The organism is Flavobacterium bernardetii (assembly GCF_011305415.1).
In the GTDB taxonomy this organism is placed as follows: Bacteria; Bacteroidota; Bacteroidia; order Flavobacteriales; family Flavobacteriaceae; genus Flavobacterium; species Flavobacterium bernardetii.
Map to the genome: position 1 here is coordinate 163,778 of NZ_JAANOQ010000002.1, position 17,312 is coordinate 181,089.

The following is a 17,312-nucleotide window of genomic DNA, read 5'->3' on the forward strand; positions in this document are numbered from 1 at the left end:
GTATATTTATTTTATCTTCGTATTCTTAAAAATTACGTTATGCAACTCATTCGAACCAACTCAGACAACCCAGATTTTAAAATTTTATCAGCACTTTTTGATGACTATTTAGTGGATATTGATGGTGAGGAAAAAGATTTCTTCGCTTTCTATAATAACGTACAATTAGATACGGTTTTAGTGGTTTATGAAAATTCAGAAGTGGTTGGTTGTGGTGCTTTCAAAAAATTTGATGATACTACGGCTGAAATCAAACGTATGTTCGTGCATCCCAATCACAGAAATAAAGGAATTGCCAAGTTTGTTTTAAATGAATTAGAACTTTGGGCAAATGATTTAGGTTTTACTTCATTTATATTAGAAACTTCTCCAAAACTAACTAGTGCCATTGCTTTGTATGAAAAAACAGGTTACCAATTGATTCCAAATTACGGACAATATATCGGTGTGGAAAATAGCATTTGTATGAAAAAAGGTTAACTTCGTGCTTCAAACATCAAACATCAAACTTTTATGATGCAATGGGAACAACTTTTGTCTTTAAAAAGACAAGGCGATACAAGTAAAAGATTACGAAAAGAACAAGACGACACGCGTTTAGGTTTTGAAGTGGATTATGATAGAATTATTTTCTCTTCAGAATTTCGTTTGTTGCAAGATAAAACACAAGTCATTCCGCTTTCTAAAACGGATTTTGTACACACGCGTTTAACGCATAGTTTGGAAGTTTCAGTTGTGGGTCGTTCTATTGGAAGATTAGTTGGAAAAAAAGTATTAGAAAAATATCCGCATTTACAAGAAATTCACGGGTATCAATTAAACGATTTTGGTGCTATTGTAGCTGCAGCTTGTTTGTCTCACGACATTGGAAATCCGCCTTTCGGACATTCAGGTGAAAAAGCAATCGGAGAATATTTTTCTTCAGGAAGCGGACAAAAATATAAATCAGAAGCATCACCAAAAGAATGGCAGGATATTATTGATTTTGAAGGAAATGCGAACGGATTTTCTATCTTAACCTCAAGTAGAGAAGGTGTAGAAGGTGCTTTGCGATTATCCTACGCGACTTTAGGAACTTTCATGAAATACCCAAAAGAAAGTCTGCCTAAAAAACCAACAAAAAACATTTGCGATAAAAAATACGGATTCTTTCAGCAAGACAAAAAATTCTTTCAAGAAGTCGCTACCGAATTAGGTATGATTTCTAACAAAACCAATCCAGATGTAGGTTATTTTCGTCATCCATTAGCTTTTTTAGTGGAAGCTGCCGATGATATTTGTTACACCATTATAGATTTTGAAGACGGAATTAAACTAGGATTAATCAACGAAGATTTCGCTTTAGAATATCTAATTAAATTGGTTCAAAAATCTATCGATTCTAAAAAATATAATGAATTAAAAACCAAAGAAGATCGTATTAGTTATTTGAGAGCTTTAGCTATTGGAAGTTTAATTAACGATGCTGTTTCTATTTTTATGGAAAACGAATCGGAAATTTTAAAAGGGGAGTTTTCGGTTTCTTTAATGGATAAAAGTCAGTACAAAGCACAAATTTCAGATATTATAAATATTAGCGTAAAAAACATTTATCAATCAAAAGAAGTTATTGAAAAAGAAATTATTGGTTATAAAGTCATTCATACTTTGTTAGATGTTTTTATCAATGCTTATATTAATACTGCTAATAATTCGGCAACCAATTCAGATAAGTTAATTATGAACATCTTGCCGGAAAAGTATAAAAGTAATAAAGAAACTATGTATGATAAGTTGTTGAATATCTGTCAGTTTATTTCTTTATTAACCGACGGAAAAGCTATCGAGATTTATAAAATCATCAATGCAACAAAAATATAATGTCCTAAATGTATTTAATGTGTTTTGTTGGGTATTTTTTTGGTATTTTTTATATTATGCTGATTTTTAATTAGTTTTTAAAATTTATTTAATGCATATTTTTGTTAAATTTCTGACTTAAATGATAGAAAATCAAAATTTTATATTGTTTTTGTGTAATAAATATAGTACTTTTGATGTTTTAATAAAAAACCCAAAAAACATGAAAAAACTTTTACTCTTTTATTTAGGTCTAGTTTCTCTAGTCTTTATAAATTGTTCAGAAACAAAATCTGTTGTTAAAAAGGATTTAGTTGTGAGCGATAAAAACGTTACTACTAATAATCTTTCTAAAAAACAAGTTAAAGAATTACGTAAAAAGCTTGATAATTATTTAGCTACAAGTAAAATTTACGAAACTTATAAGTATTCTAAAACGGAAAGAAAAGCTGCCGGTTTACCACCGAATAAATATTTTGAGCAGGAATGGTTATTGTCTATGAATCCTAGTTTAGGTAGACCAACTCCTGAAAATATAACTGTAATTAGAGAAGATTTAGAGAGATCACGTCAGGAAATTCTTGCAAATGGTAGAGTACCTGGTGATGCATCTGGTAATTCTTGGCAAGAAAGAGGACCAAACAATGTTGGTGGACGTACAAAAGCATTGATTTTTGATCCTACTGATGCGTCTGGTAATACTGTAATTGCTGGTGGTGTAAGTGGTGGTTTGTGGAAAAACACAAACATAACTTCTGCAGCAACTGTTTGGACAAAAATTTCTTCACTTCCTGAACATTTAAATGTTCAAAATATTACTGTAGACCCAACAAATTCAAGTGTTTGGTATGTTGGTACTGGAGAATCGTATACAGGTGATGTGAACGGAAATGGTATTTGGAAAACTACAAATGCAGGTGTGTCATGGTCAAGAGTTTTTGGTGGAGGTGTTGTTTCATCTACTCCAAGTGTTGTATATAATTTAAGTATTTTTGCTCCATCTAATCCAGCGGTAATTGGTGGATACAGTACTGGCTTAGCTAGCTTTGGTAGTCCTGTTGCTGATTTAGGAGGAAATAAAGAAATTGTTTTAGTAAATGATGGTACTGCTCCAACTGATGACGGTTGTGAAGCGTCACCAGCTGGTTCTTTAACAAATAAAATTGCATTAATTAGAAGAGGTACTTGTACTTTTGAATCTAAAGTTTTTGCTGCTGAAATTGCAGGTGCAGTTGGAGCTATTATTATGAATAATGTTCCAGGTGCTGGTGTGATTGGGATGGCTAGTTCTGATTTAGGTGCTAGTATTCCTTCAGTAAGTGTTTCAAAAGAAGATGGTGATTTATTAGTTGCTAACTTAGCAAATTTAACTGGAAATTTTTCTGCAACATTACCTGGTCAGTTTGCTGGTCTTGATGTTACGGGGATTCAATGTATTAATGATGTTGTGATTAAAAATGTAGCTGGTGTTCCACATATATATGCTGCTGTTGGTGATTCTTACAATGCAGGTAATATTGGTGCTACAACTTATGGTTTATATAAATCTGTTGATGGTGGAACCAATTGGACTGGACCGTTAGGATTGCCTGTTACTGCAAGTGGAAACAGAACATGTCCTTTTGATCTTGAAGTAGCAGTTGGTGGAACACTTTGGGTTTCAACAACTAATAGTAGAACTTTTGGTGATGGTGGTGGAAAAATATATTCATCAACAGATAACGGAGCAACTTGGGTATTGAAACATACAGTAGTTGGAAACGGTGGAGGTAGAAGAGTTGAAATTGAAACTTCTGAAACAACAGCGGATGTTTTATATGTTTGTTCTCAATTAGGTCAAGCAGATGCAGCAGCCCCAACAATTGAAGTTCAGTTGTTAAAAACTACTAATGGTTTTGCAACTGCTCCAACGGTTCTTAGTTTACCTGCAGGAGATGAAGGTAGAGAAGCTACTTATGGTTTCACGGGTGCGCAAGCGTTTTATGATATGATGATTGAAACTAACCCGACAAATGATGCTATTGTGTATGTTGGAGGGATTGATTTATACAGATCTGCAAACAGTGGTACATCTTGGACAACAATTTCAAATTGGATGTCTGATGTGCATTCAGATCAACACGCTATGACTTTTAAACCTGGAAATCCTAATGTTGGTATTTTTGGAAATGATGGAGGTGTTTATTATTCTGGTAGTTTATCAACAACGGGGACTCCAGCTGCAAGTAGAAATTCTGGATTTAACGTAACTCAATTCGTAGGAGTAGCAGTTTCACCAACAGGGGTAACTGGAATTTCTAATGACTTTTTCGTTGCAGGTGCACAAGATAATGGTTCAAACTATTTCCCTTCTACTCTTAGTACTACAACAGGTGTAGCTCCAGGTGTTTTAAGTGGTAGTGCCGAAGTTCAAGGTGGTGATGGAGGAATTCCTTTATTTAAACAAAACGCGACTTCTTCTGCGACTTCTTATTATATTTCAAATTATGTTTATAATGACAATATGAATAAAAGAGGTTTAAATGGAGCGGTTCAAAGAACTTTAAGTAACGGGATAATTGATCGTGGATTATTTTATCCTGCCATGGTTTTAGATTCACCTAATAATATCGTATATTCTGATTTTACAGATACTACTAATCGTGTTTATACTATTAGAAGATATTCTTCAATAACAGGTGCTACTGTGGTAAGAACTAATTTTACTAATCCTACATTATTAACTTCTTACCCAACTGCTTTACAAGTTGGTAAGTTTACGCCAACAACTTTATATGTTGGTACATCAAATTCTAAATTATTAAAATTAGTAAATGCAAGTACTGTTACAGCTGCAGCTTCTACTGCAGGTACTGGATGGAGTGATATTTCAATTGGCTCTGGTTTTGTAGGAACTATTTCTGATATTGAATTCGGTGCTACTGATAATCAAATATTTGTAACATTAAAGAATTACGGTACTACTAATGTTTGGTATACTACAAATGGTGGAACAAATTGGTATAATATTGAAGGTAATTTACCTGATTTACCAGTTCACACTATTTTACAGAACCCATTAAATACTTCTGAAATTATGATTGGTACTGAGCTAGGTGTATGGTATGCAAATACATTTAATCCTGCAACTACAGCTAATCAATCATTAAACTGGATGCAAGCATACAATGGTATGAGTGGTGTTAAGGTAACAGATTTAGATTTACAACCAAATTCACCAACTGCACCTACAGCATATAATGTTTTTGCAGCAACTTATGGTAGAGGAGTATTTTCAGGAACTTTAACAAATACAGTTTTAAGTAATGAAACTTTCGAGTCTAATAAAAATGTAACTATTTATCCAAACCCAGTTAAAGATGTTTTAAATATTAGTATTAAAGATTTTTCTAGTGAACTGACTATTGTTGTTATGGATATTAATGGAAGAGAAGTTTATTCTAATAAAATAAATAATTTAAACGGAGTTAACCCAATCAATTTATCTTCATTATCATCTGGAGTATATGTTTTAAAACTTCAAGGCGAAAATTTAAACTATTCTGAGAAAATTATATTAGAGTAGTAGATAAAAAAATATTTAAATCCTGCTTAATTGTAATATTAAGCAGGATTTTTTTTAAATATAACAAAAAACCTTTCTTAAGTTAAATTAGAAAGGTTTTTGTTTTTTTTAACATAAATAATATTTGAGTCTATGTCTAATAAGCTAATTTTGAATTTTTAATATGTAAACAATCTTCTTAATTATGAAAAAATAGTTACTTTTTGTTTTTGCATTTTTTGTTTCTTTTTTTTCTCAGAGTCCCAGTCAAAAAATACAAAATTATTTTTCTGAAAATCAAAGCAAATTAAATATTAGTGCTACTGAAGTGTCTAATTGGATTGTTCAATCTGAAACAAGTTCTGAAACTACAGGGATTACTAATTATTTAGTAATGCAAACTTATAATAATATAAAAATAGACAATTCGTATGTTTATTTTTGGATTAAAAAAGGAAACGTAATTAATTCTCCTGAAGGATTTATTTCGAATGTTGCTTCAAAGGTAAATACTAGTAACGCTACTCTAGGTGTTGTTGAGGGTTTTTCAAGTGCATTATCAAAATTAAATGAAAATAGTTTTTCTTCAAATATTATTTCTTCAGATAAAAATAAATATAAATTATCTAATGGAGTTTTAACAGAAGACAATGTTATTGCTGATTTAGTTTATTTTCCAAATCAAAACGGTGATTTAGTATTATCTTGGAGCTATGAATTTTATTCTCAAGATGCAAAGCATTTATGGAAAGTTAAAATTGATGTAACTAATGGAAATTTATTAGAGAAATTTGATTTAGTTCATAATTGTAGTTTTGGACCTAAGCATAATCATTCATCTTGTCTTGCTTCAGGAAGTTTCGATTCAAATAAATTATTTAAAGAGCAAACAGTTGAAACTTTATTAACACCAGGTACAACAAATTATAGAGTTATTCCTTGGAATTATGAAAGTCCATTTCATTCTCCAAGACAATTAATTACAAATCCAGAAGCTACAGTTGCTTTAGCTCCTTTAGCTGTTGCTGCTTCTCCAAACGGATGGCATAATGCTAGTACTGCTGTTGGTGGATCTACTGCTGCAGTTTTGTATAATTACTCAAGAGGGAATAATGTTTTTGCATATTCTGACTATACAAATGTTAACCCTGGTACTCCAACAACTTATGCTAATGCATCAGCTGGAACATATCCAAATTTAACATTTGATTATGCTTATGGAGGAAATGGTGTTGCTCTAACTACTTATATTAATGCGGCAATCTCAAATTTATTTTATCAAAATAATATCATGCATGACTTATGGTATCAATATGGTTTTAATGAATTAAATAGAAATTTCCAAGCAGCTAACTATGGAAGAGGTGGTGTTGGAAACGATGCTGTAAATGCTGAAGCATAAGATGCATCTCAAGCTGCAACTCCTGCTTTAAATAATGCGAATTTTTCAACACCAAGTGAAGGTGGTAAGCCAAGAATGCAAATGTATTTGTGGAACAGTAGAAAACCGTCAAATTTATTGATTAATTCAGGCGCTTTGGTTGGAACTAATGTTAATGACAATGCTTTTAGTCCAGGTCATGTTAATTTACCATTAGCTCCTGCAGTACTTACAAATAATTTAGTATTGTATGTTGATGGAACTCCTGATACTTCTGATGCTTGTGAAGTACCAACTAACGCAGCTGCATTAAACGGTAAAATTGCAGTAATTAGAAGAGGGGTTTGTTCGTTTGTAATTAAAGTGAAAAACGCTCAAAACGCTGGAGCAATTGGAGCGATTATTGTAAACAATGTTGCTGGAGGAATATCAATGGCTGGAGCGGATGCAACAATTACAATTCCTGCTGTTAGTATGTCTCAAACTGATGGTGAAGCTTTAATTGCTTCTATGAGTTCTGGAACTGTAAATGTTAGTTTGTCAAGTCCTGAAGTATATATAAATAGTGATGGAGATTTTGATAATGGTGTTATTGCTCATGAATACGGACACGGTATTTCAACAAGATTAGTTGGTGGAGGTATGGGTATGAATGGTTCTGCTGAACAACCTGGTGAAGGATGGTCAGATTGGGCTTGGTTGATGATGCAAATTAAGCCAGGAGATACTAGAAATGACGCTAGAGGGATTGGTACATATGTATCAAATCAACCAAATAATGGACCTGGAATTAGACAGTATAGATATTCAACAGATATGACGGTAAATCCTCATACTTTCGCTGATACAAATAATCAATGGTTTACAGATGCTGATGGATTTGAACAAGTTAATGTTCATGGTTTAGGTTCTGTATGGTGTGTTATGTTATGGGATTTAGCTTGGAATTATATTGATAAATATGGTTACAACTCAAATATTTATAATGGAACTGGTGGTAATAATAAAGTAATGCGTTTGGTTATTGATGCAATGAAATTAACACCTGCTAATCCGTCATTAATTCAATGTAGAAACGCTATTATTCAAGCGGATCAAAATACTACTGGAGGTCAAGATTATTGTATGATTTGGGAAACATTTGCTAGAAGAGGAATGGGTGTAAATGCTACTTCTGGTTCTATTGCGGGTGCTCCTGGTGTTCAAGATCAAGTGGGAGACTTTACAGAGCCAGTTCCTGGTTCAACTCCTGCTACGGGTTCAGCTTGTACTTTAGGAAACGATTATTTTCAAAACAGTAATTTATTTAAAATTTACCCTAATCCAACAAATGGATTGGTTAATATAAATATCAATAACTATATTGGAGAGCTTCAAATTAATGTGTATGATCTTAATGGAAGACAAGTATACAATCAAAATGTAACTAATTTTAATAAGACTAATGCTATTGATTTAGAGTCATTATCTACAGGAATTTATGTTTTAAAACTTAATGGTGAAAACTTAAATTATTCAGAGAAAATTATTATTGAGTAAATAAAATAATATTAAGTATAAAAAAACCCTGTCTAGAAATAGACAGGGTTTTTTGTTTTTATGATTTATATTTTAAAGGCAAATACACTACTTTTTTTGTTTCGAAAAATTCTTCTTCAAAAAAGTCTGGTAAATCAAACAATTGCACCGTTTGATAAATGGCTAATTCTTCAGTTAAATCACCACCTTTCAAATATAGAATTCCATTTTTCAATTCATGTGTAGAATTCTTCTTTGTTTTGTCTTTAATCCATTTTACGAAATCAGGCATATTAGTTACAGCTCTACTTACAATAAAATCGAATTCTTCTTTGACTAATTCGGCTCTTTTTTGTTCTGCTTTTACATTTTTTAATCCTAATCCTTGCGCAACTTCATTAACTACTTTAATTTTCTTAGCAATAATGTCAATTAAATAAAATTGCGTTTCAGGAAATAAAATGGCTAATGGAATTCCAGGAAAACCACCACCTGTTCCAACGTCTAAAACTTTAGAGCCTGGGTTAAATTGTATCACTTTGGCAATCCCTAAAGAATGTAATACGTGTCGTGAGTAAAGTTCATCAATGTCTTTTCTAGAAATCACATTAATTTTCGAATTCCAATCGGTATACAAATCGTACAATTTTGTGAATTGTTCAATCTGTAAAGGAGTTAAATCGGGGAAATATTTTAAAATCAGTTCCAAATCGTTTATTTTTTTTGCAAAAATACAATTTTTATGTGATATGATATTTATCAATATTTTTTTTAGAGAAATATTAGTACCTTTGTGAATTAAATTAAATAAATTATATGGAAGTTAAATCTCCAACCTTTTCAAGATTAGATAAAGCACAGTTTTTCAAGACTCTAAATAAAAGAGTTAATGACTATTTCAAGGAAAAAAACATTGAAAAAACAGGAAACTGGAAGCTACATTTAAAAACAATTATAATGTTTACATTATTTTTTGTGCCATTTTTTGTCATTTTCTTCGTAAAAGTTCCAACTTTAGTATATGTTTTAGCATCTATTGTTATTGGAATTGGTATGGCTGGAGTAGGAATGAATGTGATGCATGACGGAAATCATGGTTCGTATTCTTCTAAAACTTGGTTAAATAAAATTATGGGCGGAAGTATTTATATTTTAGCTGGTAATGTATATAACTGGCAAGTGCAACATAATGTTTTACACCATACTTATACCAATATTCCTGGACACGATGAAGACTTAGATGCGGGTCGTGTAATCCGTTTTACAAAAGAAGCAACTTGGTATAAATTCCACGCTTTTCAACATTATTATTCTATCTTTTTATATGGTTTATTAACGATAAACTGGTGTTTAACAACCGATTTTAAACAAATGGGTGGTTACCTAAAAAGAAAATTATCTTATGGAAGTGCACCAAACCCAACCAACTTATGGACAGGTTTAGTAATTTCTAAAATTGTATATTTTGGATTTTGGATTGTGTTACCATTACTTTTTAGTGTTGCAAGCTGGTGGGTAATTTTACTTGGATTTTTCGCAATGCATTATACGGCTGGAATGATTTTAAGTGTAGTTTTCCAATTAGCTCACATTACTGAAGACACTATAAATCCTCATCCAAATGATGATAATGAAATAGAAAATACTTGGGCCATTCACCAATTATTAACTACAGTGAATTTTGCTCCTAAAAACTGGATTGTAAATTGGTATACAGGTGGATTAAATCACCAAGTTGAACATCATCTTTTTCCAAATATCAGTCACATTCATTATGGTAAAATTGCAGAATTTGTAAAACAAACAGCTGCCGAATGTGATTTGCCATATTTCGAATACCAAACGATGAGAAGCGCTGTTGTAGCACATTTCAAGCATTTAAAAGAATTAGGACAAAAACCTCAATTAGCATAATAATAGAGACGCGATTTATCGCGTTTCTTCATTTATATAATTTTTAACTACCAACATGAACAACATTTTATCAGAAAGAATTAACAATCTTGCCGTTTCACAAACGTTAGCAATGGCAGCATTAGCAAGAGAATTAAAACAACAAGGAAAAGACATTATCAGTTTAAGTTTAGGTGAACCTGATTTCAATACTCCTGATTTTATCAAAGAAGCTGCTAAGCAAGCTATCGACGATAACTATTCTACGTATCCACCAGTTGATGGATATTTAGATTTGAAAGAAGCGATTTGTGCGAAGTTCAAACGTGATAATAATTTAAATTATACACCAAATCAAATTGTAGTTTCAACAGGAGCAAAACAATCTTTATACAACATTGCGCAAGTAATGCTTAACGAAGGTGACGAAGTAATTCTTCCAGCACCATTTTGGGTTTCTTACTTCGAAATTATCAAACTTTCGGGTGGAATTCCTGTAGAAGTGCCAACTTCAGTAGAAACGAACTTCAAAATTACAGCAGCACAATTAGAAGCAGCAATCACACCAAAAACGAAAATGATGTGGTTCAGTTCGCCTTGTAATCCTTCAGGTTCAGTTTATAGTAAAGCAGAATTAACAGCTTTAGTAGCAGTACTTAAAAAATATCCAAATGTATACGTAGTTTCAGATGAAATTTACGAACACATTAATTATACGGGTGATTATTGCTCAATTGGTTCAATTGAAGGAATGGAAAACAATACCATTACTGTAAACGGAGTAGCTAAAGCATTTGCTATGACAGGTTGGAGAATCGGTTATATCGGTGCACCAGAATTCATCGCGAAAGCCTGTACAAAAATGCAAGGTCAAGTAACAAGTGGCGCGAATTCTATCGCGCAACGTGCTACAAAAGCGGCAGTAGAAGCGAATCCTTCTCAAATTAAATATATGGTTGACGCATTTCATAAACGTCGCGATTTAGTTTTCGGATTAATGCAAGAAATTCCTGGTTTCAAATTAAACAATCCTGATGGTGCATTTTACGTTTTCCCTGATGTATCTCACTATTTCGGAAAAACATTAAGAGGAACTGAAATTAAAGATGCCACAGATTTCGCTATGTATTTATTAGCAGAAGCCAACGTAGCAACTGTAACTGGTGACGCTTTCGGAAGCCCAAACTGCTTACGACTTTCATACGCAACTAGCGAAGAGCAACTAATTGAAGCAATCAAAAGAATCAAAGACGCATTGTCTTAATATATTTGCCCCTTGGAAACTTGGGGCTTTTTTAATTTTAATATTTAGGGCGTTACCCTTCGGGTCGGGCTTTCCGTTACAATCTTTTTTTAGTTACCTTCGAGTGCCTCAGGTAACTAAAAAAAGGATTTTCACTACAAACGAAGTTCACTGAACTCCGATGAAAATAAAAATAATGTGAAGTACTCCCTAACGCACATCCGTTTTCAAAACACAATTCAAAATGAATAAAAAAATACTACTATTAGGTTCAGGTGAACTAGGAAAAGAATTTGCAATCGCCGCTCAAAGAATCGGACAAACAGTAATTGCAGTTGATAGTTACGAAAACGCACCAGCAATGCAAGTCGCACACGGTTTTGAAGTTATTAACATGCTTGATGGCGCGGAATTAGATAGAATCGTAGCGAAACATCAACCGGATTTTATCGTTCCAGAAATCGAAGCCATTCGCACAGAACGTTTTTATGATTACGAAAAACAAGGAATTACAGTTGTGCCTTCTGCAAAAGCAGCCAATTTCACTATGAACAGAAAAGCAATTCGTGATTTAGCGGCTATAGATTTAGGTTTAAAAACAGCTAAGTATCGTTATGCTACTTCTTTCGAAGAATTACAAAAATCAGTTGCCGAAGTTGGAATGCCTTGTGTGGTAAAACCCTTAATGAGTTCCTCTGGAAAAGGACAATCGACTATAAAATCTCCAGAAGATATCGAAAAAGCATGGAAATATGCAGTCGAAGGTTCTCGTGGCGATATCGTAGAAGTTATTGTAGAAGCTTTCGTGAATTTCCATTCAGAAATTACACTTTTAACAGTGACTCAAAATAATAATTTGCCAACGTTGTTCTGCGCACCAATTGGTCACCGACAAGAACGTGGTGATTACCAAGAAAGTTGGCAACCAGCCCGAGTTTCAAACGCAGATATTTTAGAAGCACAAGAAATGGCCAAAAAAGTAACTGAAGCTTTAGGTGGTGCTGGACTTTTCGGAGTAGAATTTTTCTTAACTAATGAAGGCGTTTATTTTTCAGAATTATCACCAAGACCACATGATACCGGAATGGTAACGTTAGCCAATACACAAAATTTCAACGAATTTGAATTGCATTTACGTGCGATTTTAAGTTTACCCATATTCGAAATCACTCAAGAAAGAGCAGGAGCAAGCGCGGTTATTTTAGCTTCAGCTGATTCAAATAATCCAACTTTTACAGGAATTGAAAATATAGCTTTTCAACCAAAAACCGATTTCAGGCTTTTCGGAAAACCAACTTCTAGACCATACAGAAGAATGGGTGTGGTGTTAAATTATGATACTTTAGATACTCCAATAGAAGAAATTGTGGAAAAAGCAAAAAAAATGGCTACCTTAGTCAAAGTAAATATTTAATAAGATGAAAAAAATAGTATTGCTTGTTTTTGGTTGCTTGTTCTTAGCTTCATGCGGACCAAAGCGTATGGGTTGCGGTCCATACAGAAGATGTGAAGTAAAAGTACCAACATCTGTAGATTCAGAAATAAATAAAACTCAGATTTCATAATAAATTAGCTCTTGCAATTTTATTATTTCTTTCTGAATTCTAAATTTAATGACTTCAATTTTACAAAATATTTCAAAACACGTTTCTTTAACTTCAGATGAAGAAACGTTGTTTTTGTCTAAAACAGAAACCAAATTTGTAAAAGCTAAAACGATTTTGTTAAGTTCTAACGAAATTGCAAAACATACTTATTTTGTAAATTCTGGAATTTTACGAAGTTTCAATATTAATGATAATATTATAGAACACGTATTGCATTTTGCTTGTGAAGGTTGGTGGATTGGCGATATGTTTAGTTATATTTCTGGAAAACCGGGGAATCTTTTCATAGAAGTTTTAGAAGATGCCGAAATCGTTTCTATATCTAAAGAAAACCATCAACAATTATATCATGAAATTCCAAAATTAGAACGCTTTTTCAGAATCTTAGCTGAAAATTCCTTAGTGTCTCATCAGGAAAGATTAATGGATAATTTAAGTCTAACCGCCGAAGAACGTTTTGAAAAATTCTGCACAAAATATCCTACGTTAATTCAAAAAGTTCCACAAAAACAAATCGCTTCCTACATTGGAGTCACACCGGAGTTTTTTAGTAAATTAAAGAAAAGACTATTATTGAAATAAAAACTTCAAAGCGATTAAAATTATTTCAATATTTTATACTTATGTATGAAATCTTTATACTTTTCACTTAAAGTAACCTTGTAGTTTCCTTCTAGAATGATTAAATTTTCAGAAAGAATTATTTCATTAATTTTATTCGTATTCACTATATAATTACGATGTGTTTTAGCAAAAGTATTGGTGTCTAAAAATTCAGTTATTTTTGTAAGTGAAAGTGCTACTAAATAATTCTCATTAGAGGTAATTATATTGCAATAGCGTTCTTCTACTTCAATGTAAATGATATCTTGAAGAGCTACTTTTTTTAGTGCGTTTTTCTTTTTTATGAATAAATGACTATTTCCGATAACCGTATCTTGTTCTTCACTTAAAAAAACATTTGTCTGATCGTAAAATTTTTCAATTGCCATTTCAATAGCATATAAAATTTCTAACTCATTAAAGGGTTTTAATAAAAAGCTAAATGGTTTTGTGAGTTTTGCTCTTTCAAAAATTTGACGATCTTTAGAGCTGGTTAAAAACACAAATGGTTTGGCAACATTTGGAGTTATAGTTATAGTTTCAGCAAAAGTAATTCCTTCTGGTTGACCATTTAAGAAAACATCAATAATTACTAAATCTACTTTGTGTTGATAGAATAGGGTTAAGGCTTCCGTATAATTGGTGGCTACTCCAACAATATTATAATCATTTTCTAAAAGTACACTTGTTAAGGCTTCTTCTTCAGATTTTGTATCTTCAATTAATAAAATATTAATTTTATCCATTAGTAACTTCTTTTGGTAAAAATAAAATAAACTTTGTTCCTAAACCAATTTTACTTTCGATATTTAATTTTCCACCATTTTTTAATAGCATAGATTTACAGAGTTGTATACCTAAACCAGTTCCTATAATTTCTTTATTATTCTTTTTAGATAATTTTGTGGATTCTAGTAATAATTCCTCTACCACTTCATTACTCATTCCAATACCAGTATCTTCTATGATTAATGGAATAAATTCAGAATTTGGTTTTTCTGAATAAATAGAAATTGTTCCTTTTTCATTTGTGAATTTTATCGCATTGTCCAACATGTTTCTTAGAATAATTTTGAACGAATCTAAATCCATAAAAACAAAAATACTTTTATCAATATTTATGTTTAATTCAATATTTTTTTCCGCAACTATCGGCTTATAATTATATTCTATTTGTTGAATAATAGAAAATAAGTGTAAGGATTCTTGTTGGAAAAATAATTGGTTGGTTTGTTGTTGAGACCAATTAAGTAAATTATCTAATAAGTTATATGAACTATTTGCAATTGCATTATTCTTGTGAAGAAGAACGTCAAGTTGTTCGTAGTTCTTGGTTTGTAAATGGTTTAATAATTTTGTGTTACTGGTTTTTAAAGCATTTACTGAGGAGCGTAAATCATGACTAACAATAGAAAATAGTTTATCTTTTGTAGCGTTTAATTCATCTAAATTTTCTTTCTGTGCCAGAATGATTTTGTTCTTTTTAATTTTTTGTAGATAAAAATAAACACCAATTCCAAAAATACTTAATAATAATATGGCAATTATGAAAAGTCCATTTCGCTGTGTTTGTTTGATTCTATTTTCCACTTCAAGAACATGAATTTCTTCTTGTTTTTGCTTTATGGCAAATTTCTTTTCTACTTCAGCTACTGCCCAAATTTTGTTTTGATCCATTAATGAATCATTCCATTTTTCAGCTTCTTTTCTATAAACAATTGCTTTTTCAAAATTTTTTCTGTTTTCTTCAACAACTGCCATGTTTTTAGTAGCAATTTGTTTTAAATCATATCGTTTTACTTTTTTTGAAAACTCATATGCTTTTTCAAAAAAGGGTATGGCCAAGTTGTCTTTATATTGTTCATAATACATGGTTGCAATATCACCATAAGCTCCAACAAGTGCTATCGTGTCTTTTTCTAATTCTTGCAATTTCGTACTTTTTAATAAATAGATTTCAGCTTTATTAAAATCTCTTAATTGTACATAACAAACTCCGAGATTGTGATTTATAAAACTTTTATTAATATCAAAATGATTAGTTTCAGAAATGTTTTCAAATTCTTTGAAATAACTTATAGCTTTTTTAAATTCTGATTGTTCTAGTGAAATTTGTCCTAGAATATTATGTATACTTTTATAGAAATAAAATGTTTTCGAAATAGTATAAAATTCTTTTTTAGCTTCATTTAACATTTTTTTTTGTTTGAAACTATAACCTCTGAAGAAGTGACAATAATTTGAAAGTTCTAATGATGTTTTATTCGAACTTAACTGTTTCATGGAGTAAACTAAGGTAGAATCCCAGTTTTTCTTAATAAAATATAATTGTGCCTTTTTAAAATTTACTTCTTGAGCAAATTTTTTACACTTTTTTTGAACTTCTAATTCAAATAATTTTTCGTTATCTTTTTGAGAATAAAGAGAATGCGTAATACTGAAGAGCATTAAAAATAATAGAACTACTATTTTGTTTTTTGTTGGCGTCAAATTAACTTTTTTTTGTAAATATAGTTCAATTTGACAAAATAAAAAATAGAGGAACTAATTCCTCTATTTTCTAATGTTACTTTTAATTTTATTATGGCTGAACTGTTGTTGTAGTTCCTCTTGAATTTATTGGGTCTTCATCCCAAACAAAAGTTTCAATAACTTCAGGTTTGTTCGCTAATTCAATTGTAAAATTCACTTGATATCCCATGAATTCTGAAGCTTTTGTTTCTGGTGCAGTATAGGTAATATAAAAAGTTGGTGTTTTTAGCGAGTCATCATAAAAAACACTAATAAGGTCTATTTTTTGACTTGCATCAATAAATGCAACTGTACTAACTTCTAAATTACCATTTTCATAATAAGCTTGAACTAAAGGTGGTAATGGTTCAGTTGGTCTTGGTTTTGTAAATTGAATAGTACTATTTAATGATTTAAAATCAGAAGTAATTTCTACTCCTGGAGGCGTAACTATTGGACCTGTTGTATTTGTTGTGCTCATAATTAAAGTGTTATTTTGTTAGATAATGTTTTACAAATAAAATTAATATTTTTCTATTTGTAAGACTATTATATGTTAAATTATTGTTTTAAAATTTTAATCGTTTTTGATTTTCCTTCCGATTTTATAGTGATGAAATAAGTTCCTGTTGGAAGAGTTGCTAAATTTAGCTGAATCTCTTTACTATTAAATTTAGTAGAAATCATCTGTTGTCCGATCAAATTAATCACATTAACTTCTTCGATTAAATTACCATTAGTGATATGTAAAATATCTGAAGTAGGGTTAGGATAATAAACAAAATTAGTACTATCAAAACTAGTAGTTTCTAAAGTCGTTACTGTTACACAAGATGATGTATTAGTACATCCACCAAGAGTAATTTCTACTTTATAGTCACCTACAACAGTTGGAGTAAATGTTTGGCTAGTTTCTCCTGTAAGAATTATGTTTGGACATTGATACCATTGATATGTTGCACTATTTTGATTAGCTGTAAGAATTCCAGCATTTTGAGAAATAGTTGTGTCAATAGCACTTGGCTGTGTGATTGTAAAGTTACGAGTTGCAGTACAACTGTTAGCATCTGTTACAGTTACCGTATAAGTTCCTGCAGAAAGTCCAGTTGCTGTAGCAGCTGTTCCTCCAGAAGGTGACCAAGAATAAGTATATCCACCAGCTCCGCCAGAAAG

14 protein-coding genes and 1 pseudogene are annotated in these 17,312 nt (G+C 31.4%); 10 read left to right on the plus strand and 5 right to left on the minus strand.

The genetic code is table 11. The features are described 5' to 3' along the window. The first annotated feature begins 39 nt into the window (after positions 1–39). The 5 genes and pseudogenes from G6N05_RS05655 to G6N05_RS15585 all read left to right on the plus strand — a co-directional run bounded on the left by G6N05_RS05655 (position 40) and on the right by G6N05_RS15585 (position 8,303). Entirely contained in the window at positions 40–480 is a 441-nt protein-coding gene (locus tag G6N05_RS05655) for a GNAT family N-acetyltransferase (protein ID WP_166125609.1), read from the plus strand. A gap of 36 nt (positions 481–516) precedes the next feature. Continuing rightward, entirely contained in the window at positions 517–1,860 is a 1,344-nt protein-coding gene (locus G6N05_RS05660; protein ID WP_166126017.1) for a deoxyguanosinetriphosphate triphosphohydrolase, read from the plus strand. Positions 1,861–2,062: 202 nt separating this feature from the next. Next, positions 2,063–5,404 carry a PA domain-containing protein gene (locus G6N05_RS05665; RefSeq protein WP_166125610.1) on the plus strand — a complete coding sequence of 1,114 codons (3,342 nt, stop codon included), beginning with the start codon at positions 2,063–2,065 and terminating at the stop codon, positions 5,402–5,404. A gap of 373 nt (positions 5,405–5,777) precedes the next feature. Beyond that, positions 5,778–7,922 (plus strand): annotated as a pseudogene (locus G6N05_RS05670) (M36 family metallopeptidase); the annotation flags it as partial. After that, on the plus strand, positions 7,920–8,303 hold the full coding sequence (locus G6N05_RS15585; protein WP_225875135.1) for a T9SS type A sorting domain-containing protein: 384 nt from the start codon (positions 7,920–7,922) through the stop codon (positions 8,301–8,303). The pseudogene G6N05_RS05670 and the gene G6N05_RS15585, both read left to right, overlap by 3 nt. Positions 8,304–8,361: 58 nt before the next feature. Here the strand turns inward: G6N05_RS15585 and rsmG are convergent, their stop codons facing one another. Next, positions 8,362–8,991: a 16S rRNA (guanine(527)-N(7))-methyltransferase RsmG gene (rsmG, locus tag G6N05_RS05675; protein WP_166125611.1), complete on the minus strand. Its 630-nt coding sequence runs from the start codon at positions 8,989–8,991 to the stop codon at positions 8,362–8,364. A gap of 107 nt (positions 8,992–9,098) precedes the next feature. On the opposite strand from rsmG, the gene G6N05_RS05680 reads away from it, so the two are divergent. From G6N05_RS05680 to G6N05_RS05700, 5 genes are all read left to right on the plus strand, one after another. Next, on the plus strand, positions 9,099–10,196 hold the full coding sequence (locus G6N05_RS05680; protein ID WP_166125612.1) for a fatty acid desaturase family protein: 1,098 nt from the start codon (positions 9,099–9,101) through the stop codon (positions 10,194–10,196). 55 nt (positions 10,197–10,251) lie between these two features. Continuing rightward, positions 10,252–11,439, plus strand: a complete 1,188-nt coding sequence (locus G6N05_RS05685; RefSeq protein WP_166125613.1) for a pyridoxal phosphate-dependent aminotransferase — start codon at positions 10,252–10,254, stop codon at positions 11,437–11,439. Between the two features lie 223 nt (positions 11,440–11,662). Beyond that, positions 11,663–12,832: a formate-dependent phosphoribosylglycinamide formyltransferase gene (purT, locus tag G6N05_RS05690; protein ID WP_166125614.1), complete on the plus strand. Its 1,170-nt coding sequence runs from the start codon at positions 11,663–11,665 to the stop codon at positions 12,830–12,832. A 4-nt stretch (positions 12,833–12,836) separates the two neighbouring features. After that, on the plus strand, positions 12,837–12,983 hold the full coding sequence (locus tag G6N05_RS05695; protein WP_166125615.1) for a hypothetical protein: 147 nt from the start codon (positions 12,837–12,839) through the stop codon (positions 12,981–12,983). Between the two features lie 48 nt (positions 12,984–13,031). Next, on the plus strand, positions 13,032–13,607 hold the full coding sequence (locus G6N05_RS05700; protein WP_166125616.1) for a Crp/Fnr family transcriptional regulator: 576 nt from the start codon (positions 13,032–13,034) through the stop codon (positions 13,605–13,607). A gap of 20 nt (positions 13,608–13,627) precedes the next feature. Here G6N05_RS05700 and G6N05_RS05705 read toward each other — a convergent pair whose 3' ends face one another. The 4 genes from G6N05_RS05705 to G6N05_RS15525 all read right to left on the minus strand — a co-directional run. Beyond that, positions 13,628–14,374 (minus strand): LytR/AlgR family response regulator transcription factor, encoded by a 747-nt coding sequence (locus G6N05_RS05705; RefSeq protein WP_166125617.1) that lies wholly within the window; start codon positions 14,372–14,374, stop codon positions 13,628–13,630. Next, positions 14,367–16,076, minus strand: a complete 1,710-nt coding sequence (locus tag G6N05_RS05710; protein WP_166125618.1) for a tetratricopeptide repeat-containing sensor histidine kinase — start codon at positions 16,074–16,076, stop codon at positions 14,367–14,369. Before G6N05_RS05710 ends, G6N05_RS05705 begins: the two co-directional genes overlap by 8 nt. A 133-nt stretch (positions 16,077–16,209) precedes the next feature. Then, on the minus strand, positions 16,210–16,620 hold the full coding sequence (locus G6N05_RS05715) for a hypothetical protein (protein WP_166125619.1): 411 nt from the start codon (positions 16,618–16,620) through the stop codon (positions 16,210–16,212). An 80-nt stretch (positions 16,621–16,700) separates the two neighbouring features. Next, positions 16,701–17,312, minus strand: a 612-nt coding sequence (locus tag G6N05_RS15525; protein ID WP_205729739.1) for a T9SS type A sorting domain-containing protein, incomplete at its 5' end; no start/stop codon positions are given.